General features: G+C 47.0%; 16 protein-coding genes. 5 read left to right on the forward strand and 11 right to left on the reverse strand.

Features of this window, described 5'->3' with window-relative positions; genetic code table 11:
- Positions 1–53 precede the first annotated feature (53 nt).
- Together leuD and leuC are read right to left on the reverse strand one after the other, a co-directional pair.
- A complete protein-coding gene (gene leuD / locus ACZ5NB_RS11810; RefSeq protein WP_460233818.1) occupies positions 54–692 on the reverse strand; it encodes a 3-isopropylmalate dehydratase small subunit in 639 nt (212 codons plus the stop codon).
- Positions 693–719: 27 nt separating this feature from the next.
- Positions 720–2141 (reverse strand): 3-isopropylmalate dehydratase large subunit, encoded by a 1422-nt coding sequence (leuC, locus tag ACZ5NB_RS11815; RefSeq protein WP_460233819.1) that lies wholly within the window; start codon positions 2139–2141, stop codon positions 720–722.
- Positions 2142–2309: 168 nt separating this feature from the next.
- Between leuC and ACZ5NB_RS11820 the strand changes: the two genes are divergently transcribed.
- Positions 2310–3197 (forward strand): LysR family transcriptional regulator, encoded by an 888-nt coding sequence (locus tag ACZ5NB_RS11820; protein ID WP_460233820.1) that lies wholly within the window; start codon positions 2310–2312, stop codon positions 3195–3197.
- 138 nt (positions 3198–3335) lie between these two features.
- Positions 3336–4106 (forward strand): TIGR04219 family outer membrane beta-barrel protein, encoded by a 771-nt coding sequence (locus tag ACZ5NB_RS11825; RefSeq protein WP_460233821.1) that lies wholly within the window; start codon positions 3336–3338, stop codon positions 4104–4106.
- A gap of 77 nt (positions 4107–4183) precedes the next feature.
- Here ACZ5NB_RS11825 and ACZ5NB_RS11830 read toward each other — a convergent pair whose 3' ends face one another.
- Positions 4184–5509 carry a hypothetical protein gene (locus tag ACZ5NB_RS11830; RefSeq protein WP_460233822.1) on the reverse strand — a complete coding sequence of 442 codons (1326 nt, stop codon included), beginning with the start codon at positions 5507–5509 and terminating at the stop codon, positions 4184–4186.
- A gap of 2 nt (positions 5510–5511) precedes the next feature.
- Positions 5512–6171: a PspA/IM30 family protein gene (locus ACZ5NB_RS11835; protein ID WP_460233823.1), complete on the reverse strand. Its 660-nt coding sequence runs from the start codon at positions 6169–6171 to the stop codon at positions 5512–5514.
- Positions 6172–6312: 141 nt separating this feature from the next.
- Between ACZ5NB_RS11835 and ACZ5NB_RS11840 the strand changes: the two genes are divergently transcribed.
- The gene (locus ACZ5NB_RS11840) at positions 6313–7038 is read left to right on the forward strand and encodes a helix-turn-helix domain-containing protein (protein ID WP_460233824.1); all 726 of its coding nucleotides are present in this window, start codon (positions 6313–6315) and stop codon (positions 7036–7038) included.
- Between the two features lie 55 nt (positions 7039–7093).
- On the opposite strand, the gene ACZ5NB_RS11845 is transcribed toward ACZ5NB_RS11840, so the two are convergent.
- Positions 7094–8380: a poly(ethylene terephthalate) hydrolase family protein gene (locus tag ACZ5NB_RS11845; RefSeq protein ID WP_460233825.1), complete on the reverse strand. Its 1287-nt coding sequence runs from the start codon at positions 8378–8380 to the stop codon at positions 7094–7096.
- 435 nt (positions 8381–8815) lie between these two features.
- Here ACZ5NB_RS11845 and ACZ5NB_RS11850 point away from each other — a divergent pair, with 435 nt between their 5' ends.
- Both ACZ5NB_RS11850 and ACZ5NB_RS11855 read left to right on the forward strand, forming a co-directional pair.
- A complete protein-coding gene (locus tag ACZ5NB_RS11850; protein WP_460233826.1) occupies positions 8816–9541 on the forward strand; it encodes a hypothetical protein in 726 nt (241 codons plus the stop codon).
- A 188-nt stretch (positions 9542–9729) separates the two neighbouring features.
- Positions 9730–11142, forward strand: coding sequence for an aldehyde dehydrogenase family protein (locus ACZ5NB_RS11855; RefSeq protein ID WP_460233827.1), 1413 nt, complete (start codon positions 9730–9732; stop codon positions 11140–11142).
- Positions 11143–11300: 158 nt separating this feature from the next.
- Here ACZ5NB_RS11855 and ACZ5NB_RS11860 read toward each other — a convergent pair whose 3' ends face one another.
- The 6 genes from ACZ5NB_RS11860 to ACZ5NB_RS11885 form a co-directional block, all read right to left on the reverse strand.
- Positions 11301–12122, reverse strand: a complete 822-nt coding sequence (locus ACZ5NB_RS11860) for a mechanosensitive ion channel family protein (RefSeq protein WP_460233828.1) — start codon at positions 12120–12122, stop codon at positions 11301–11303.
- Between the two features lie 33 nt (positions 12123–12155).
- The gene (locus ACZ5NB_RS11865) at positions 12156–13313 is read right to left on the reverse strand and encodes an OmpA family protein (RefSeq protein ID WP_460233829.1); all 1158 of its coding nucleotides are present in this window, start codon (positions 13311–13313) and stop codon (positions 12156–12158) included.
- A gap of 283 nt (positions 13314–13596) precedes the next feature.
- Positions 13597–16362: a CHASE2 domain-containing protein gene (locus tag ACZ5NB_RS11870; protein ID WP_460233830.1), complete on the reverse strand. Its 2766-nt coding sequence runs from the start codon at positions 16360–16362 to the stop codon at positions 13597–13599.
- A 106-nt stretch (positions 16363–16468) separates the two neighbouring features.
- Positions 16469–17923, reverse strand: coding sequence for a FecR family protein (locus ACZ5NB_RS11875; protein ID WP_460233831.1), 1455 nt, complete (start codon positions 17921–17923; stop codon positions 16469–16471).
- On the reverse strand, positions 17898–18578 hold the full coding sequence (locus ACZ5NB_RS11880) for a response regulator transcription factor (RefSeq protein ID WP_460233832.1): 681 nt from the start codon (positions 18576–18578) through the stop codon (positions 17898–17900). The genes ACZ5NB_RS11875 and ACZ5NB_RS11880 overlap by 26 nt, the downstream gene beginning before the upstream one ends.
- A gap of 263 nt (positions 18579–18841) precedes the next feature.
- Complete coding sequence (locus ACZ5NB_RS11885; protein WP_460233833.1) at positions 18842–20536, reverse strand: carboxypeptidase-like regulatory domain-containing protein; 1695 nt, start codon at positions 20534–20536, stop codon at positions 18842–18844.
- Positions 20537–20582 lie beyond the last annotated feature (46 nt).

Genomic DNA, 20582 nt, shown 5'->3' on the forward strand with positions numbered 1-20582 from the left:
GCATCCCCTCAAGTAAGCCAGCTAACGACCCAGCATCGCTAGCTGGCAACGCTCTAGTTAAAAAGCCAAGGGCTCTGTTGCTTGCGTTTTTGTTCGTAATCCGTAATTGCATCAGCGTCTTGTAACGTAATACCAATATCATCCAATCCATTGAGCAAACAATGTTTACGAAATTCGTCGATGTCGAAATTAAATGTTGTTCCGGCTGGCGTTGTGACCGTTTGGGCACTGAGGTCTACTGTTAACTGGTAACCTTCATTGTCATATAACTCGTTGAACAACTGATCGACTTCACCCTCACTCAGCACGATGGGCAACAAACCGTTTTTAAAGCAGTTATTAAAAAAGATATCAGCGAAGCTTGGCGCAATCACACAACGAAAACCGTAGTCGTCCAACGCCCAGGGCGCGTGCTCGCGGCTAGAACCGCAACCAAAATTTTTGCGCGCCAAAAGAATTTCCGCTCCTTGGTAGCGAGGGAAGTTTAATGGAAATTCTGGGTTTACCGGTCGACCACTGTTGTCTTGATCTGGCTGCCCCTCATCGAGGTAACGCAAGCCATCGAATAAGTTAGGTCCAAACCCAGTGCGTTTAATTGACTTCAAAAATTGCTTTGGAATAATCAAATCAGTATCGACGTTGGCGCGATCCATTGGCGCCACGATGCCAGTAACTTCAGTAAACTTTTTCATATCGTATCTCCAGTTTAAAGCGTGGGCTTAATTGATGGTGCGGACGTCAACAAACTTGCCGAAGACCGCCGCTGCCGCTGCCATTGCAGGGCTAACTAAATGGGTGCGACCTCCGTATCCTTGGCGGCTTTCAAAGTTTCGATTAGATGTCGAAGCGCAGTGCTCTCCTGGGTTTAATTTGTCAGCATTCATCGCCAAACACATTGAACACCCCGGCTCTCGCCACTCGATGCCCGCTTCAACAAATACTTTATCGAGGCCTTCTGCTTCTGCTTGCGCTTTGACCTGACCAGAACCTGGTACCACCATCGCGCGTTTGACTGAGTCAGCTTTCTTTCGGCCTTTTACCACTGCCGCGGCGGCGCGAATATCTTCGATACGGGAGTTGGTACAAGAGCCAATAAACACCACGTCGACAGGAATATCGTCAATTTTTTGCCCGGCGCTTAAGCCCATGTAAGACAACGCACTGACAATACTCTCGCGCTTAGTTGCATCGCTTTCGGATTCTGGCGCCGGTACAACACCGCTGATGGGTAAGACCATTTCGGGCGACGTACCCCAGCTAACTTGGGGTTCGATATCTTCACCGCGCATCTCGACTACCGTATCGAATACGGCGTCCTCATCGCTGTGTAACGTCTGCCACTGCGCGACGGCTTGATCCCACTGCTCGGCGCTGGGCGCAAAGCTCCGGCCTTTAACGTACTCAATGGTTTTCTCATCAACAGCGACCATACCGGCGCGGGCACCCCCTTCAATCGCCATATTGCACACTGTCATACGTCCTTCCATCGACATATCTCGGAACACTTGGCCGCCAAATTCCATCGCATAGCCGGTGCCACCCGCCGTGCCAATTTTGCCGATAATCGCCAAGACAACATCCTTTGGCGTGACGCCTGGTGCTAGATGCCCATCGACTTTGATCAACATGTTTTTCATTTTTTTGGCAACTAAGCATTGTGTTGCCAACACATGTTCAACCTCTGAGGTACCGATTCCGTGAGCCAAGGCCCCCAATGCGCCGTTAGTGGCCGTATGGGAATCGCCGCACACAATGGTCATACCCGGTAAACACGCCCCACTCTCTGGGCCAACAACATGCACGATGCCTTGTCGCGAATCGTTGATCTTAAATTCTTGAATACCGAACTCATCGCAGTTGTCATCCAGGGTTTTCACTTGGATTCGCGATACGGGGTCCGCTATACCATCGACACCTGATTTACGTTCCTCAGATGTGGTTGGCACGTTGTGATCCGGCGTTGCGATGTTCGCCCCGATTCGCCATGGCTTTCGGTTGGCCATACGAAGCCCTTCAAACGCCTGCGGTGAGGTAACTTCATGAATGATGTGACGATCGATATAAATCAATGCAGACCCATCATCGCGCTGCTTCACAAGGTGGGCATCCCACAACTTGTCGTATAACGTCTTGCCAGCCATAACGTGCTCCCGAATGTCTCTCTAAAGTAAGTGTCTTCTAATCAACAATGAATAGCGTGCAGCTTAGTGTCAGCGCCAAAATAAAACAAATTCATATTTATAATATTTTGCATTCCATTTTGGAATGGTTAAGATAGACCTCAATACCAACATACGACGTCATTCGACATGGACAGCCAAACCCTCAACGCCTTTATACAGGTCTCAGAAGCCGAGTCTTTCTCTCTCGCTGCCGAGCGCTTGTTCTTGACACAGCCCGCCGTCAGCAAGCGGGTAGCGACCTTGGAAGACCAGCTCAACTGCAGGTTATTTGACCGAATCGGTCGGCGTGTCAGCCTAACTGAAGCCGGCCGTGTGCTATTACCCAAGGCGCGGCATATCATCCAATCGCTTAAAGATGCCCAGCAACAACTCGCAGACCTATCTGGAGACGTCAGCGGGCCATTGCATATCGCCACCAGTCATCATGTGGGACTACACCGCCTTCCGCCCACACTGAGAGCTTTTGCACAGCAATACCCACAGGTTGAGCTTCACCTGTCGTTTATGGATTCAGAAAAGGCTTATCAAGCGGTACAGAGCACTGATGTTGAGTTGGCGCTGATTACGCTGGCCCCCAGCCCTGTCACTTCGATCATTACCCAGAATGTGTGGCATGATCCGTTAGCCTTCGTCGCATCGCCGCAACATCCGCTGGCCCTCAAAAATGCCTCAAAACAGCCACTAGAACTTCACCAATTGCTGGCGTACTCAGCCATATTGCCCGATCTAAACACTTACACCACACAAATTGTGAAGGGATTATTTGATGCAAAAGGTCTGGTGCTTAACTTAAACATGAGCACCAATTACCTCGATACAATTAAAATGATGGTCTCGGTCAATCTTGGCTGGAGTGTGTTACCCAGTTCGTTAATCGACGACAGCCTCGTCGCCCTAGACCTCCCCGGCATTGCACTCTCTCGTGAACTGGGTCTCATCTATCACCAAAACCGAACAATGAGTAACGCCGCTCGCGCCTTTATCGAGACACTCAATCCAAAAGCCGTTAACTAAACCGTTGATTTCGGTACGATTAACATCTTGTTCATCAATTGTTTGCTATAACTAATGTTTGCTACAGCTAATATTTGTTGCGGCCAAGATCTTTACGTGAGCATCCAGACAAAAGAGATTAAATAAGAGAGAGAGATTATGAAAAAGACGCTGATCGCTTTAGGAATATCCGGTTGTTTTGCCGCCCCCCTGGCAAACGCTGATACGATACTAGGGATTTATGCGGGCGCAGGCGTTTGGCAATCGGACCTCAGCGGCTCAATCGCAGAAACCGGTACCATCGAAGCAGACCTCCGAGACCTAGGCATTCAGGATCAAGACGTCAATTTCGTCTATATCGCGCTTGAGCACCCTGTACCCGTCATCCCCAACATTCGCCTCCAAATGACGGACCTGGCCGTTGACGGTTCGGGCGCACTGACCACCGACTTTACCCTGGATGGCCAAACATTTTCAGCTAGTTCAGACGTAAACTCTGACATCGACCTCAGCCACACGGACGCAACGCTCTACTATGAGCTATTGGACAACTGGATTACGTTAGACTTTGGTCTCACCTTTCGTCAGTTCGATGGCAGTATCGATGTGGCAGCCGTGAGCGGTCCTCAGGCTGGAACTTCTGTCTCTGAAGAGTTTGATGAGACTTTGCCTCTGGTTTATTTAAAAGGCCAATTTGACCTGCCATTAACGGGTTTTTACGCGGGTGCGGCTGGCAACTATATTGGTTACGACGGCAACGATATGACAGATTATCAACTCTTCGCGGGTTGGATGTCCGACGGCTGGGTCTTCGACCTTGGCGTTGAGGTAGGCTATCGCACGTTTAGCCTCACCCTGGATGATGTTGCAGATCTAGATGCTGACCTTGAATTAGATGGTGCCTACGCGTCACTGAACATCCACTTCTAACCACCCGGTAGCGTGAATACCTCTCATAAAAAAGCCCAGCGTATCGCTGGGCTCTTTTATTGTTTCCCCAAAAGTAACTAAATCTCCCACTCTTTAAACCGGTTTTTGTACAGGCCTATATAGCGTCTAATACCAATTGCTTTCGATTCCATCAGTGATGCAAGCACAATCGCTACAACACCTGTTGCGGATAATGTGACCCAATAATTGAGGTCAAAAGAGCGCAACGCAAGCACAGTTTCAACAATCAACGCCACGGCTATTAACAAAGAACCGCCAATCAAAAGCGACTGCTGCTTGGCATAGCTACCCACACCGAGCAACAAACCGCCACCCATCAGTCCACACAAGAGGCTTAGCGAATCAATTTGAGCGATAACGTTCAGTAGTTGGAAGCCAACAAATGAGACCACGGCCAAAATTCGATAAACCATACTCCCCAAACCCGCGCGTTGAGCTAATTCATATAACATCCCAGCCATTAATAAAGAGGACAAGAATAAAATAATTGAGAAAGTACTGAAGTACCACCATTCAACTAACGTTATCGCGCATAGCACACCGGCAGCAAATGCGAAAACAGCCGACAGTATTTCGAGAAAGACTCGCGCAAACGAATCACGGTTCATAATGCCGGTAAAGTGGCGTATTGCAATAAAACAAACTATCACTAAACCAAGTACTGCTAACGCATCAGGTTGATACACCCAAACATTTCTCACCAACATTATTGATGGCGGAACGAATTGCAGTAAAAGCGCAATGGTGCCTTCAAACGTTCTCGCTTCAGTTCGCCGCCTTGCGGTGTTGGTTGAAATAATAAAGGTCAACAATCCCAGGCCTATAGCCAACGCCGTAACCAACACAGGGTCGCGAATCGGCAACAGTAACGCAAGATTACTCAGCGCGAACAAACCCATCATCGGTTTACTCATACCTCGTACCAGCGTCTGAAAACCGATAAAAATAACGGCCATTAGCACCAACAGTGCGCTTGACACCAACGGTATAACAGTCGACCAATCACCGACTGACCACGCAAAATAAGAAGGGTAAACGGATGATATCGTTAGAGCGTTTGCCGCAAAGACTAAGGCCCCCAAAACAGCGAAATTAACGGGTACCGAAGCAAGAGAAAGCATCAACAATACACGTGGGCTTTTACCTTCTTTTAGGAAATGTCCGGCAAATAACGCTAACACCGCGAGTAAACCAGTATGCCCGAGTAAAATTAAGTAACGAGCTAAATCACCACTGCCTTCCCATCCCTTAAACATAAAACTATACAGTGAAAAAATAACGGCCGCTGCGCCGAATCCTCGTAGTATGGACGGAAGTTTTTCGCTCCAGCGACGGGCCTGATTGAATTGCTGACGACCATCTAATTCCATTGAATGCGACATGACTAGCCCTCCTCCATTCGCGTATCTTTTAGAAGCTCGGCGAGTTCATTACGCAAATCATGTTCACTTTCCTCTTCCAAATATTCCTGTTCCAAACTATCAATCTCGCTTGATACATCAACACTATGTTCTGACTGAGCAATTTTGACCTCCCAACGATCAAAACTCTCATCAATATCACTTACGTAATAAGCATCGTTTTGGTCGACCACGCTGACGGCTTCCGCAGTACTTTGCCGTGCACGTAAAATTTGGTGTTTCTGAATCATTTCACTCAGGTCTTTTTCACATCGATCGATACTATTTTTAATTTGATCGCTACTGAGCGCATACTGTTGATGCATCTTTTCCAATTGTGTGCGTTTCGCCTGCACCTCCTTACGTCGCTGCAGGCATTGCAAAGCCCTCGATTCGTTTTCTGCTGCTTCGCTCACTGCTCGCTGATTCCAGCGCCGCTCGTCGATATTGGCCTGTGCAATTTTTTCACGGACTTCTTTTGCGCTGGCATCTATGCGCCTTAACTGAATTTTTGCTGTGGCGATCTTTTTTTTCTGTTCACGAATTGCGGCTTGTATTAGCGCTTCATGGTTTTCGATCTCTCCCACCATGTGATCTATCTTGGCGTAGAGGCTGGTAAAAGTACGTTTAAATAAACTCATCATTTTGACTCCATTCGTTGGTTCGAAGACGGAGTGGAGTATGGTTAGATGACCACCAAATATATACCTTTACAAAAAATGAGTACCATTCGTATACGCAAAGGATATCATGTGTATACTTTTAGTCTTTAGGAGGAAGCTGGGATGTCAGAAACGAGCGCGATAGTTCAGTCCCTTAAGAGGTTGCTTAGACAACAAAACATCACCTACGCGGATATTGCCAATACGCTGAGCATGAGCGAAGCCAACATAAAGCGGATGTTCGCGGAGGAAAGGATATCGCTAGACCGACTCGAAGCTATTTGCCGCTTACTTTCGATGAGTATGACTGACTTCTTCAGCCAATTTGAAGAGAGCCGACAGCGAATTAAGTCGCTTAGCATCGAGCAAGAAAAAGAACTGGTGAATGACACACAATTATTGCTCGTTGCTGTGTGTGTTCGCAATGAACTTCAATTTGAAGAGATTCTAGGCTATCACCACATCAGCGAGACAGATTTGATTCGTGCACTTGCGAAGCTCGACAGACTAAAAATTATTGACTTGCTACCCAACAACAAAATAAAACTGTTGGTTGCGCCTAATTTCAGCTGGTTACCTGGTGGACCCATTGAGCAGTTTTTTGAAAAAGCGATTCTAAAAGAGTTTACGTTATCGAAGTTTGAACCTGACAGTCGTTTATTCGTGTTTGGTTTACTTAGCGAAAAATCCAAAGCGATTGTGCGCGCAAAGATGCAAGCACTCAGCCATGAATTCATTCAACTACAACATCAAGATCGAAGCTTGCCATGGGACCAAAAGAGTAGCATAGGGATGCTACTAGCATGTCGCCATTTCGAGTTTTCTATCTTAAAGCCTTATGTAAAATAATCTCAGCAATGCCCAGTCCGCTCTCGCGAACTAGGCATTACTGCGCACCACTTACTTACCAGTTTTTATATTGTGAGTCGTAGATTCCAGAACAGAAATCGCAGAGTCGATCAATAAATTGCTCGCGGCGCTCGGTTTCACCCGCCAAATGCCAGCGTAACCACGCGGTAATAACCGGCATACCTTCCCTTGTTGCAGCAATATGATCCACTCGATCCAAGATCGTGAAAAACACGGGAACAGTGGTAACAGCATAATCACGCTCAATGTTCGATGTAGCAAAATCTTCCGTACCACCAACATAGAGCGTTGGATTACGTAAACTTTCTGAACCTTCACCATCAAATGAACCACCCGCAACGTGGACAGTTGTCACAAGTCGAGGATCGTCACCGATACCAAAGGTAGCAATAGAACCTCGAGAATGACCACCTGCGGCGATGTTATTGAGGTCGAGCTTTTGGTAATACGGGCTACGCGAATCACTGTTTTGAGAAATCAACCAATCGATCGCGTCAGTCATTTCTCCGCCGCTACTCGTCGATACTTCGCTATAAACAACAAAACCATGAGATGCCATTCGGTCGAGAAAAAATTCATAATCTTCTGGACCGGTGCCCGCACCAGGCCCCCAGATCAAAACCGGATGCTTTATACCATCCTGCCCAATATTTGTCGGACGCCCTACCCAACCGTCGCGACCTGGGCCAGTGCTACGATCCATGGTGGTTGCGAAAGGTCCATTGCGCTCCACTGAACTTACTGGGGGTAGAGATCCACCACCACCACAGTTTGGCTCACAACATTCGCTGCCTGTGCAGCCACCATCTGCATCACCCGCCACGGTAACGCTACGGACCTGATAGTTTTCAAATCGACTGCTAGCCTGCACGCGAAACTGCAGATAAATAGTCTCCACACCTTCAGGCAAGGCGTAACTTCCACTGCTGATGGAATTACTAGAAAACAGAGATGTATAATTGAACCCGTCAACTGAGTACAGCAAGCTGCCGCTTTCGCCGTAATCTAACCCTCGTGAGCTCTGATCAACCGCAACGGACAAATTGGTGTAACCTGCCACGTTAATGGCCTGTGATGTTGCCCGAGTATTTGACGTACCCCCAACCAAACGCATACCCGAATACGATGACGTTCTCACATCACCAGATGTCGTAAAACCTCCTAAACCGGAGCGAAAATCGTGGTCATATAGCGTTTCAGCATAAACTTGTCCGCTCAAACCTAGCGCCAAACTAGCAGCACCCACTGCTGCTAGCTGAGCAGTATGCCGAGGCAAGGTATGTGTCACTAGCTTCATAAATCTACTATGTAAATATTGCATGTTATTGTCCTATTAGAATGTCCTTTGTTTATGGGTTATTTTTAGTTTGTTTATAAAACTAATCGAGTCAACAAACATGCCAATCGTAATGTTTTGCCAAGCACGGTCTTTCAAAAACCGGTTCTTTACTTGCCCACTCAAACACTACGGCACGACGCTATCGACATTCTTGGATATATGAGGAGGAAATGGGAATGGACTTCCAAGGTGATATCTCATGCACGGGACACCACATTAGAAAGCATTTTATCCGCAGTTTTTTGCAGAACCTACCGGGTAATAACCTTATCGCAACTGCACGGAAGGACCTTAACGATCTACTCAATACCTACTACAATAGGCCTCGATAACGTGTCACGATGAAACCTGTTCGTGCCTGACTAGCTGATGACTATACACACCTACGTTTCGCTTACATTACAAGGATACTTGCTTATGAAATTCACTGTCTCAGTCGCATTGCTTGCCTTTGCGGGTTACTCATTAGCCAACGATGTTTCCCCGGCCGGCAGTATGTATATCACTCAAATTACGCAAGGTGGAGCCACGTCAATGCGTGATGCCGCGCGATCCATTGCAAGCTCGAGAAATAGTGAAGTAGCCGTACTGGATGTATTGGCCGAAGCAATGCTGGTTCACTATAAAAATGAAGACAAAGCCTACGCCGACGCCGTGGCTTGGTCATGTAAAGGTCTAGCGGCATCCGGCAATGGCCGTTATTACTCTGCCATTGAGCAAGCGGCTAATGACGCTTGGGGGCGAAACACGCGTAAACATTGCAGTAAAGCGGCTAAACAAATAGGCGCGGCCAGCGGTGAGCAATACTCGGCAGGTAAAGTTTCGCTTCAAAAAGCGACCCAAAAAGCAGCTAAAAATATGCCTAAAGCAGAGCCAAAGGAAGGCAAGTCTCCCATTACAGATGTGCAAGTGGGCATGAGCATGGAGCAAGCCTACAACCTAGCTGGCGTACCCGACAACACCACAACCTACCAAACGGGAAAAGCGTGGCGGCCATTCAACTTTAAAGGCGCTGACAATTATAGAACCGCCGCACTCTATAAGGGGCAAGGCAGAATCGTGTTCAGTAACGACAACCAATACTCAAATAACATGAAGGTGTTAGAGGTGATCGTTAACCCATCGGAAACAGGCTATCCGTAAGTATTTTCCTGTTCACAGTTTTTGGTCTTTATTTACCTAACTAGCTCAGATTGACTGTTGTCAACGTGCCCGATTTGATCGGGCACTTCTTCCCTGCCTTACCCCACCTAATTCAATATCACTTATTAACTTGCTATTGGCTTTTAGCGGCCATTACAATCTTTTGCTCTCTGTAAGGGATCAATACTATGCACACATTTTCTATGTTGATTGATGGAAACCTCGTGTCATCCGAGGACACATTTCCCGTCATTAATCCGGCCGATGAATCAATTCTCGCCCATGCACCCAATGCCACGGACAAACAATTAGACCAAGCCATTGCCGCGGCTGAAAAAGCGTTCGATAGCTGGAAGAACCTCTCCCACGCGCAACGCAGCGAAGTGTTACTTGGTATTGCAGCTGCAATTAAAGAACACAGCGAAGAACTCATCACTCTACTCGTGTCCGAACAAGGGAAGTCACGAGCGCAAGCGGAACGTGAAGTACTACAGATGGGCGCTGGTGGAATAGTTGCGCGCACTGCACTAGAACTGAAACCCAAGCTAGTTCAGGACGACGATAACGCAAAGATTGAAGTGCGTTATTCCCCGCTAGGTGTTGCCGCAGCGATCGTGCCGTGGAATTACCCATTTGGTATTGCAATGGGTAAATTAACCTCCGCACTACTTGCCGGTTGTACACTCATTTTAAAACCGTCTCCATTTACCCCGCTATCGACGCTACGACTCGGAGAGATAATTAAAGACATTGTGCCTGCAGGAGTGCTCAACATCCTTTCAGGTGATGATAGTTTCGGCCCGCGGTTAACATCCCACCCTGGGGTTAAAAAGATTTCGTTTACCGGTTCCACCGCCACGGGTAAAAAAGTGATGGCTTCTGCGGCTAGCGATCTAAAACGCGTCACATTGGAACTCGGTGGCAACGACGCAGCAATTATTCTCGACGATATTGATTTAGAAAAAGCCGCCCTGCCACTTTTCCTTGGGGCATTTATTAACGGAGGCCAAACCTGCGTAGCCATTAAACGTATCTACGCTCCCGCGGCAATTTATGAGCAGGTCGTACAGGCAATGGCAACCATTGCGCAACAAATTAAGGTTGGCCCTGGCTCTGACCCTGAATCCACCATGGGGCCCGTACAAAATAAACTGCAATACCAACGTGTACTCGATGTACTCGCATCAATAACCGATAGCGGGGGTCGTATTGTTTGCGGTGGAAAACCTATGGAGGGGAAAGGTTACTTTATCGAACCAACCGTCGTAGCCGATGTGACAGAAGGCTGTAAATTGGTTGACGAGGAAACTTTTGGCCCGGTGGTTCCGGTCATTAAATACGACAATATTGAGGACGTTATTCAACGAGCCAACAACACTGAATACGGTTTAGGCGGCTCAGTATGGGGGACTGATATTAAACGAGCAACTGACATTGCTCTTCAACTACAGTCCGGCACGGCCTGGGTTAATCAACACCCAGCCTTAAACCCATTGGTCCCCTTGGCGGGCGCGAAACATTCTGGCTTTGGAATGGAGTCGGGTATCGAAGGGTTACAAGAGTTTTGCCAACTGCAGGTCTTAAATATCAAAAAAGCCTAGTCTTCACCCCTCCCCGCCTCGTAAATGAACTGGGGTTGATTAGCGCTAGCTTTATTGGCGACGTATTAGCCGCACCGATAGCTGTATGCTGAAAAACAAAAAAGCGCCTACAATGTAGGCGCAGGAGAGGACCTTCCTGTACAAACTTGTGCTACTGCTTAAATATTTTTCTGTACGTGTACATCCAATTGCGGATAAGGAATCTCGATGCCTATTTCGGTAAATCTGTTTTTAATTTTCTCGTTCATATCAAATAGTACCGGCCAATAGTCGGCACTTTTCACCCAAGGCCTAAATACAAAGTTTACCGATGAGTCTGCCAGCTCAGTTAGGCCAATAGTGACATCACGGGTTTTTAATACGCGTGGATCGGCATTGGCGATCGCCGCCAACTCTTCTTTCACCTGTTGAATATTGGCGTTGTAGCTCACACCAATCACCATATCGACACGACGTTCAGGCTGAGTGGAATAATTAACTATGTTGCCGCCCATGATAGAGGCGTTTGCAACGACAACAGTTTTGTTGTCACCTGTCATGATAGTCGTAGCGAAAATCGAGATATCGGATACAACCCCCGTTGCACCACCCGCTTCAACAAAGTCTCCCACTCTGCAGGGACGAAATAAAATTAACATGACGCCAGCGGCAAAATTGGCCAACGACCCCTGGAGCGCCAAGCCAACGGCCAAACCCGCAGCACCAACAATGGCGACAAATGAAGCGGTTTGCACACCGAGTTGACCCAGTGCGGCAATAATGACGACCACTAGCATAATGTAGTATGTCAAATTGCGAACAAATACGGTGATTGTTTTGTCGAATGCTCTCGCAGTAAGGCCTTTTTCCAACAGCGTTGCTAACGCATTACTTATCCATTTACCGACAATAAATATGGCTAGGGCGAGCGCTATTTTTGTGCCATAGGCAATAGCGATCTCTGGTCCTTGTTCAAGCATTTTATCTAAATTGAATTCCATGGTTTTAACCTCCTACTAAATTAACTTTCCAGTTTATTTCGCACGTTTTTCGACAGTGGCTTTTACAACTCCAACCACACGACGGTTTTTTGCTCGCCCTTCAGCTGTATTGTTGTCTGCGATTGGTACGAGCTCTCCCATCCCAATGGCCGATACCCTGTCACGATCTATAGAGAATTGAGAAATGAGACGCTCAGCAACAGCCTTTGCTCGCCGCTCGGATAATTGCTGGTTATAACCGGCATCACCACGATCATCTGTATGACCTTCAATAGTCACTTCGCTTTTAGGATAGGAGCGCATAAACTCGGCGACTTTAGAAATTTCTGTATCGAAGGTCGCATCAATTTCAGAAGAGTCGTTCCCGAAGTTAACCTGTAAATCAATTTGCTTTGCTTCAGTTAGAAGCTCGTAGCAGCCTTTATCATCGACTTTTGCTCCAGCCTCTGATCCCGGGCACTGATCTATTGCGTCCGCAACACCGTCATTATCCGAATCCAAGGCACAGCCCGAACCGTTCACCCGCACACCTGCCAGTGTATTCGGACAGGCATCATTTGCATCGGGAACGCCGTCATGGTCTCTATCAAGTTTGTCACTATCACGCTCGACAATGGCTGCGCTTTCAACCGAGCTATCGGCTCGTTTACTTGTTTGCGCTACGCTACCAAAGAGGTAGTTAAGGCCCAGTGACAATGTGAAATCTTGAGATTCTTCATCAAAACTATGAAATAGACGTGCATCGGAACGAATGGTTAAGTTCTCGGTTAGATAATATTTAAGGCCTCCACCGAAATTAACTAGTGTTTCTTTTGCATCCTGGAAATCTGCTTCGTAATCGCCATGCCCTATGCCGATAGCCAAATAGGGTTGGAGGTTTTGTTCGCGGTTAAAAGTGTAAAGACCATCCAAACGTAGCTGACGATAGTCAACATCACTCGCACCACTGATCTCTGAATCAGGATCGGCTACTAGATAATTGAGCTCCATTGCCCATGGGTTATCGAATTGGTAACCGAGACCCAGCCCATACACTAACGAGTCGTCTAGATTCCGTTTTCCATCAAAAATCAGATATCCGACCTGCGGGTTCACAAAAACACCGGTTTTGGGCGTTTCTGCAGCGACATTTATTGCACCGCTCGCAAGTAAGATACCGCTAAGCATCATTCCAAATCGGGCTTCCAACATAAATCATCCTCTCAAATGCCTGATTACGTCCTTAGATATTCAGAGTGCCTCGATAAAACGACTACCCTCTGAAAGCCCGGCTATTGTGCATTCGCAAAAGAAATAAATCTGTCAAACAATGTCAAATCATCACCCCCTACGGCTATCCAGTTAGACGTGACGGGCTAGTTCTGCAATCGGAAATACACTGGGAACCAGCGAAAAGAAGGAGTAAAGCGCGTGCTGTTAAGCGCAATAGAAATCGGCAAAAAACAGGAAAATAGGCGCCACCAAAAAGGAAAGTTCAGGAGGTAGAATATGGCACTTGAAGAGTAAAGGTGGTGCCAACACCAGGAGTGCTCTCAACGTGAATATCAATGTTATGTTGGCGACAAACCACTTGGACGAAATGTAAACCCAAACCAATACCTTTATGGCTTTGATATTCTTCACTGCGAAAACGCTCAAAAATCTTTGACGTTAGCTCCTGGGACATACCACTGCCATGATCTTGGATAGACACAAGGGCATACCTCACACCAGGCTCTCCTCGGCCTTGTTTCTCGCTAAGGTCAACATCGATGCGAGTGATTGAACCGCCCTCACTATGTTTTATAGCGTTATCAAGTAAATTGATAATGACTCTTTCCAGCAGTGTAGGGACAACACTCACGTTAACACTGTCAGCGCCTAATTGGCGCTCAAGCTTAACGCCCTTAAGTTGTGCTCGCGGGAAGACTTCGTCTATAGCATTGTCGAGGATATCTCGAAGGTCACACAACACGAAATCTGACGGTTTGATTTCCTTGGCTTTCGCAATTTGTAAAAACTGCTGAGCGTATCCCAAATTTTTCTGCACATAACTTTCAATACTATTCAGTAGCTGGACTTGACGCTTGATTGCCGAAGATGGAGATCTCGACTCATCCAGTGAATCAGTAAGTACATTCCGCTCTTGATCAATCAATGCCAGCACTGATGTCATTGGCGAACGCAAGTCATGCGATAAGAAGTGCAAGGCCTCCATACGAGCTTGCTCACTTTGTCGCAACGCAGTGATATCAGTGAAAGTCAGCATAATAACGGGCGCATTCTTTTGTCCAAGATCGACTTTTTGCCCCTGGCCAATGTAGTAGCGATTCAAACGCGTATGTATTAACTCTTGGATAAACGGCTTATCTAAAAAAGCGAGTTCTGTAAGCACATTTGGCCACGAGAATTCCTCTAAGTATTCAAACTCATTGGCGATCTCCAATAAATCGTCCTCACTAGGCGTCTTCTGCCAAAGCTGTGAGGCTTGGTTGTTCACGTGGAGAATCCGCCCCATCGCATCAGCGATGACCACAGCATCGGGCAATTGTTGAATACTTCCTTCAATCAAGGACCGGTTGTAGGCCGCAACTTTATTGGCATTTCGTAATTTACGGAGTGTTTGTTCGACCACGGGCTGCGTCGAGGGGTGCTGAATAGTACGGGTGTTAAATTGTGGTTTGTTTGTGATGATCCTTTTCAATACAGCCGATTGAAGCACCTTGTCATCGGTATTCCAATGAAACTTAATTCGATACTCTGCCCCATCGACTTCGAAGGTTGTCGCTTCTCCAACTAACTCAGGGTACTCAAGATCGTCACTATCCGAAAACGACGATTGTGTAAGATCACTGCCATCCTCCGTCGTTTTGCTCGATGTAGCTTCGCCCTTTTCGATTTTTGCCAAACGCCAGCGCCCTACCACCCCTAAACCATTGAGATAGTTAAAACTGTGCTGATAATATTCAATGGTGCTTGGAAATCGTTCGCGACTCACAATGAGTTCTGGCTCAAGTGCATCCAGAGACGCTTGTAAGTAGTGCGATGTTAATTCAAGTTTGCGTAAATTCCAGATCGGGTAAAAGAGTAATAATCCACAAAGCAAGGCACCAGGCATAACCCAGATATTCCCTACCCAAAGTAGTGCGACACTTATCGCAATCACTGCCGCCACAGCAACCGCCGTCACTAATAAAAAACGTCTTGCGGCCAAAACGCTAAAATAGGCACCCGCAAGCAACATCACTACTCCGCTATAAATAGCGACGAATACTGGGGTTAGAGGAACAATCAGTTGATTTTTTGATACGGCTGAAAAAACATTTGCATTAAACTTTACACCAGGCATCACACCCGTGGGGGTATAAAAAGTATCAGTCAAACCACTCGCCATCATTCCAACTAATACAATTTTGTTGCTAAAAACCGCATCTGGAATGGTTTGATTTAAGACATCAATGTAAGACACTTCTAAGTAATCGCTAGCCCCTGAACGAACCGGCACCCAATTAAAATAGTCTCGCACGTACTGCATCGGTCGCGCATCGTCAGCGCCAGGCGAAGTTTGCCGTAACCCTGGTAACGATTGTTCGCGAATGCCAAGGCTTTTTTGCATCGCTAAGCTTAAGTGAGGCCAAAACGCGTCACCGATACCCTCTTGCAGGTAAACACCCCGCACAACACCGTCGTCTTCCATTCCCACATGAACATGGCCGATAAAATCTGTATTGTCAGACAGTGCGGGAAAAGGTGGGCGTTCGAGCAACTGCCCGCCTGCCATGGTAGGCTCGAAAATGACGGGAAGAACCACACGCTGAGAATTAGCCACTGCGTCGATAAACGCTTGGTCACTTTGAGGATCTAAAGTGTTAGCGTCCGCGAATACAATATCAAATACGATGCTCGCCGCACCGGCCTCAGTGAGCTTGTCCACTAGTGTCGCATGATGGTGACGCGGCCACGGCCAGCGGCCTAAGCTACGTAAACTTTTTTCATCTATTGCTATTAGGACAACGCTTGGGTCAGCAGTCATCGGCATGTGGCTTACGACTTGATCGTACAACCATCGATCAACACTGATAACCCATCGGTTGATCGCTGCGAGAACAACGAGCAACGCTACCAGAAATACGATTATCGAACGAATTGTTCTAGCATCCATATACCATTTATAGGCAGGAGGCTTGCTCGCAGGGCCTGAAATAGAGGTAGAGCCCATAATCAATAATGGATCCCGCGTTGAACTATATCGCTGTGACAATAGCCGATTCCATTCTTCATTACACTAATTGTTTCCACCCTTTAGTTACTTCCACCCTTTGGTTACTTCCACCCTTTGGTTACTAAAGACCCGTTCTAATGCGGCACTACAATATTCCAACCACGATAACAATGACGCTTATACCGATAGCCATCCACTTTTCCCATTGCGTCTGAGTGAGCACAACAACGTCACTAGGCGGGGATTCGATACCATGCTGACCCACCGCAACAATACGTAAATAGCGATACGTCTGAAGAGATTCAGGAATTGGTTGCCAGGCTGTCTCACTCAACAGTTCCGTTTCTGGGCTATCAAATGTTTCAACCTCGGATAGCTCTATGCGATACATGGCTGCGCCCTCAATCGCTGGCCAAGTTAATTCAGAATCATTGTGGCTTATCTTTAACGTGGAGGGACTCGGCGTGGCTAGAGTGCTTGTAACACAGGCAGTATCTTTCGCTGGCAGTCCCAACAACTGCGCTTCAGAAATAGCGAAAACAGCTACGATGTAGCACCCTTCAGCAAGAGCTGGCGTCACGATTTCTGGCACCGCTACATCACCTGTGAAGACAACAGACTCAGGATTTTCGGCCTGCGATATCACGACTTTATAGCCACTTACGTTTTCATTGGGCTGCCAACGCATCGAAATGCCGCCGGATTGTGGACTTAAAACTGGAAGAAGTTGAGGTGCTGCTAATAATTCAACAGGTGGAGACAGTGCTTCATCTTTCTTTGCAAGCAAGCCAAAGCCTTTTGGCACATCCTCGGTCGATTGCTCATTCGATACGCCAACTAGACCTTCAAGAACCTCGCTACGCATTTCAGATGGCGAGGCGGGATCAACAGATACTCGAAATTCAGTTCCACGAACCGCAGCAATCGCGGCCGGTGTCTCGACATTGAATTTAACGGGCGGTTGACGTTTCGGCACCTTACTTGTGGCGCCACCACTAAAGAGGCGTACACGGGTATCCACCATCCCGCTTTCACCATTATTCGTTAATCGATCAAGTTGCACGTCGCTTTGTGGTTCTAGTATCAACAACGAGCCATCGGCGAAACGAATTGTCGCGTGACTCTTATCACTTGTTCTTATGCGTGTCCCCAATTGGAGCAAATCGCCTGCTTGGGCCGCACGATATTGTGTTGCTCCACGTAAACGTAACGTAACCTCACCACTGACATAGCTAAGTGTTGCAGGTACTGGTGGGTGCTTTAACCAACTAACAGGAAAACGAATAACCGTTCCGGGTGGAATTTTTCTCGGATAATTAACTTGGTTATAGTCGCCAATGGTTAACCAACAATCACTCTTGACGGTATAGCGTTTACAAACGGCCCATAAGGTGTCACCAGGGCGAAAACTATATAACCAATCGTCATCTGCGGCTGTGTTTGCGTCGGCGGCTATGTCCTGTGCATGAGAATGAATACAGGTAGACATCAATAGGCCTACCGCTAGTACATAGCGAATCACCAAATTTATTGAATACTTCTGATTTTGTAAGCGCAAGTGAAGTAATAAGACATTAACAACGTTCAAAGCGGTATCCATGATGATAAACCGTTTTAATTCTATAACCATTTTCAGGTTGAATGTTTAAGACACGACGTACTTTACTGACATGGCTGTCCACAGTTCGTGTGTTGAGCGAAGCATCGACTCCCCAAATACGCTTTAGTAAGCTGTCTCGAGAAAATAGCCGCCCCTCATTTTGTAAAAACAAGCAGGCTAAGCGGTGTTCTTTGTCTGTCAATTTAACCGATTCCCCGGCAACAGTTGCAGCGCCGGTGGTTGGGTTCAACTTGATCTCACCGACATCAATCACCTGAGCAACCTGATGACGATCAAACCGGCGGAGTAAAGCAGCGACTCTCGCATTGAGCTCTGCCTCACGAAGCGGCTTGGTTAAATAGTCATCTGCGCCTTTATTCAAGGCATCGACGATATCAGCTTCGTCGTCTCGTTGAGTCGTAAAAAGTATCGGGACGCTACTGTCGTACTCGCTTCTAATCATCGTTAACACATCGATACCAGGGGTATCAGGTAACTCCCAATCCAAAATCATCAGATCGAACACTTCGCCAGCTAAAACATCTATCAGTTGACGAGCGAGATTGTAGGTAACAACCTCGTACCCTTGCTTCAGCAACCAGGATTTAACCGTCTCTGACTGGGCTAGATCATCTTCAAGAAGACATATGCGCATGGTTTCACACAACGTAGACAAAACAAAGCAGACCAGAACACACCATAAAACACGCTAAAATTTACACGTAGCGGCCACTAGTGGGTAGTATTCATCGGGTTTTCAGCATAATACTAAGATGCCGTTCACTATACTAGCGTTGGGTTTGAGCAACTGAAGGACGGTGCGCAAAGAAAGAGATTGGCAGAAACGAAACGACGCAGGCTCACAACCTGAGGTTGGATACCAATGGAATTGGTTGATTTCTAAACCCAGCCTGAAAATCAGCGCAGCGACAACTCTAGTGGTTGTGTAGCTTGATTTAAATCCATTTCAAAATAGCGGGGTTTGTACCGCTCCGTAGCGACTTCAATCGAGACGGCGCTCGGCTTGGCGAGGGCGAATCTAAACTCACCGTTTACCGTTGTTTCAACAGTCAACGGAGGCTGATTCTCTGTGCAGCTATCAGCTGCACCCGTATGTTGATTCGGAGTCACCTTGATCGTCGCCAGTATAGGTTTACCCTCAAAATTGACGACCCGGCCGGTGTATCGGTGAGCAATAGTAGATAGGTGCAAATCGCCAATATCAACCCCTTCATCTTTAGTCATCACTACGTATCCACTCAATACTCCGTTAGGATGTTGAGCGCTAATGCATAAGTCACTCGGGGTCGCTGATGATTGCTCGGGCTCGGTGGAATACCCCTGCTGAATTGCGTGCTGATATAGCGCTTGTTTACCTCGATGATTACTGACCAAGGTAAACCGCCCATCTACTGCCGCTGTCACATTCTCCTGAACACTTAACAGTGTTGGACTATAAAGAGAAATTGACGCTCGACCTGCAGGCTCTCCAGTTGGCAACAACACTCTTCCTGAGATGAGTGATACTTTATCAAGTTGAATCGAAATATTTTCAGTAACTTGGCTATCGACATCTAATGCTTGAGGTTTATATACACTCAGGCCGACGTCAGGCACTTCAATCGTGTAACGGCCATAATCTAACCCGACTACATTAAAATACCCACTACTATCAGATCGTATTGTTGCTGAATGCTGCGCATTATGTACGTGGCGTAGAAATAAGTCGGTTGAAACAGGCATCTCAAACTGATCAGTAATTTGCCCGCGAACAGTCACACCCTGCCTTAGATTGAGCATCACTCCTCGCTGCCCATCTATAAAAAACTGTGGCAAGCTACTCGCCCACTGCGAGTGTTGGGCAACAACACAATAGCCTCCCTGCATAAGATCAATCGTGAAGTCACCATGTTCTGAGGTTCTACCAACTACACGTAAATTATTGGGTACGCTATGACAATCATTCACACCGGTGTCGACAGGCCATACCGCAATATCAGCGTTAGTAATCGGTTCGCTATCCGGTTTAAGTACTTTTCCAATCACTTGCTGATAGGGCTGTAATTCAATTTCAATAACTTCACTATCTACTTCGCTGGAGAAGGAAACCAATTCCGTAGCAAATCCATTTTTACTAGCGTTAATTACAACGCACCCCACCTCATTCACACTTGTTTGTGGAGTCTCTATATAGAATTCTCCTCGATGGTCGCTATGGGTAAACTGTGTCTTTTCCGACAGCATAAATTCTTCAGACATTCGCGCATCACATTCTTCAGCGTTCAATGTCGAAATAAAACGGTACAGTAACTCACCACCGGATACAGGCGTTTGTTTGTCGTCTACTAATGTTCCCTTGATTTGCCAACGGCCGTCACCCGCCAATAAATCACTACTCGGTTGGGGCAAAGTATGCTGAAAAGTATCGCTAACAAACTGCGGACTAACTGAGGAGATTGTTTCTTTTATGCGATGTTTGTTAATATTTTTTTTATCGCCCAGTTCGGCGTCAACGACGACATTTACTGGCTCAGAAAAAAGGTAAAACACCCCTCCGAGCGTAAGAGCCAAGGACACGGCGGTAGCAACTAAGAACGTATGATTACTCTTCATAGACGAAACGTGAATGCTATTAAACATATAGCGCCCTACCCGATAG

The sequence above is a fragment of the Aurantivibrio plasticivorans genome (genome assembly GCF_055392955.1).

Bases quoted from the DNA above. Each gene is read 5' to 3' on its own strand.
- ACZ5NB_RS11840 (WP_460233824.1), top strand. From the start codon at position 6,313: ATGTCAGAAACGAGCGCGATAGTTCAGTCCCTTAAGAGGTTGCTTAGA.
- ACZ5NB_RS11825 (WP_460233821.1), top strand. From the start codon at position 3,336: ATGAAAAAGACGCTGATCGCTTTAGGAATATCCGGTTGTTTTGCCGCC.
- ACZ5NB_RS11875 (WP_460233831.1), bottom strand. From the start codon at position 17,923: ATGGATACCGCTTTGAACGTTGTTAATGTCTTATTACTTCACTTGCGC.
- ACZ5NB_RS11880 (WP_460233832.1), bottom strand. From the start codon at position 18,578: ATGCGCATATGTCTTCTTGAAGATGATCTAGCCCAGTCAGAGACGGTT.
- ACZ5NB_RS11855 (WP_460233827.1), top strand. From the start codon at position 9,730: ATGCACACATTTTCTATGTTGATTGATGGAAACCTCGTGTCATCCGAG.
- ACZ5NB_RS11860 (WP_460233828.1), bottom strand. From the start codon at position 12,122: ATGGAATTCAATTTAGATAAAATGCTTGAACAAGGACCAGAGATCGCT.
- ACZ5NB_RS11835 (WP_460233823.1), bottom strand. From the start codon at position 6,171: ATGATGAGTTTATTTAAACGTACTTTTACCAGCCTCTACGCCAAGATA.
- ACZ5NB_RS11850 (WP_460233826.1), top strand. From the start codon at position 8,816: ATGAAATTCACTGTCTCAGTCGCATTGCTTGCCTTTGCGGGTTACTCA.
- ACZ5NB_RS11820 (WP_460233820.1), top strand. From the start codon at position 2,310: ATGGACAGCCAAACCCTCAACGCCTTTATACAGGTCTCAGAAGCCGAG.
- ACZ5NB_RS11845 (WP_460233825.1), bottom strand. From the start codon at position 8,380: ATGCAATATTTACATAGTAGATTTATGAAGCTAGTGACACATACCTTG.
- ACZ5NB_RS11865 (WP_460233829.1), bottom strand. From the start codon at position 13,313: ATGTTGGAAGCCCGATTTGGAATGATGCTTAGCGGTATCTTACTTGCG.
- ACZ5NB_RS11885 (WP_460233833.1), bottom strand. From the start codon at position 20,536: ATGAAGAGTAATCATACGTTCTTAGTTGCTACCGCCGTGTCCTTGGCT.
- ACZ5NB_RS11830 (WP_460233822.1), bottom strand. From the start codon at position 5,509: ATGTCGCATTCAATGGAATTAGATGGTCGTCAGCAATTCAATCAGGCC.
- leuC (WP_460233819.1), bottom strand. From the start codon at position 2,141: ATGGCTGGCAAGACGTTATACGACAAGTTGTGGGATGCCCACCTTGTG.
- leuD (WP_460233818.1), bottom strand. From the start codon at position 692: ATGAAAAAGTTTACTGAAGTTACTGGCATCGTGGCGCCAATGGATCGC.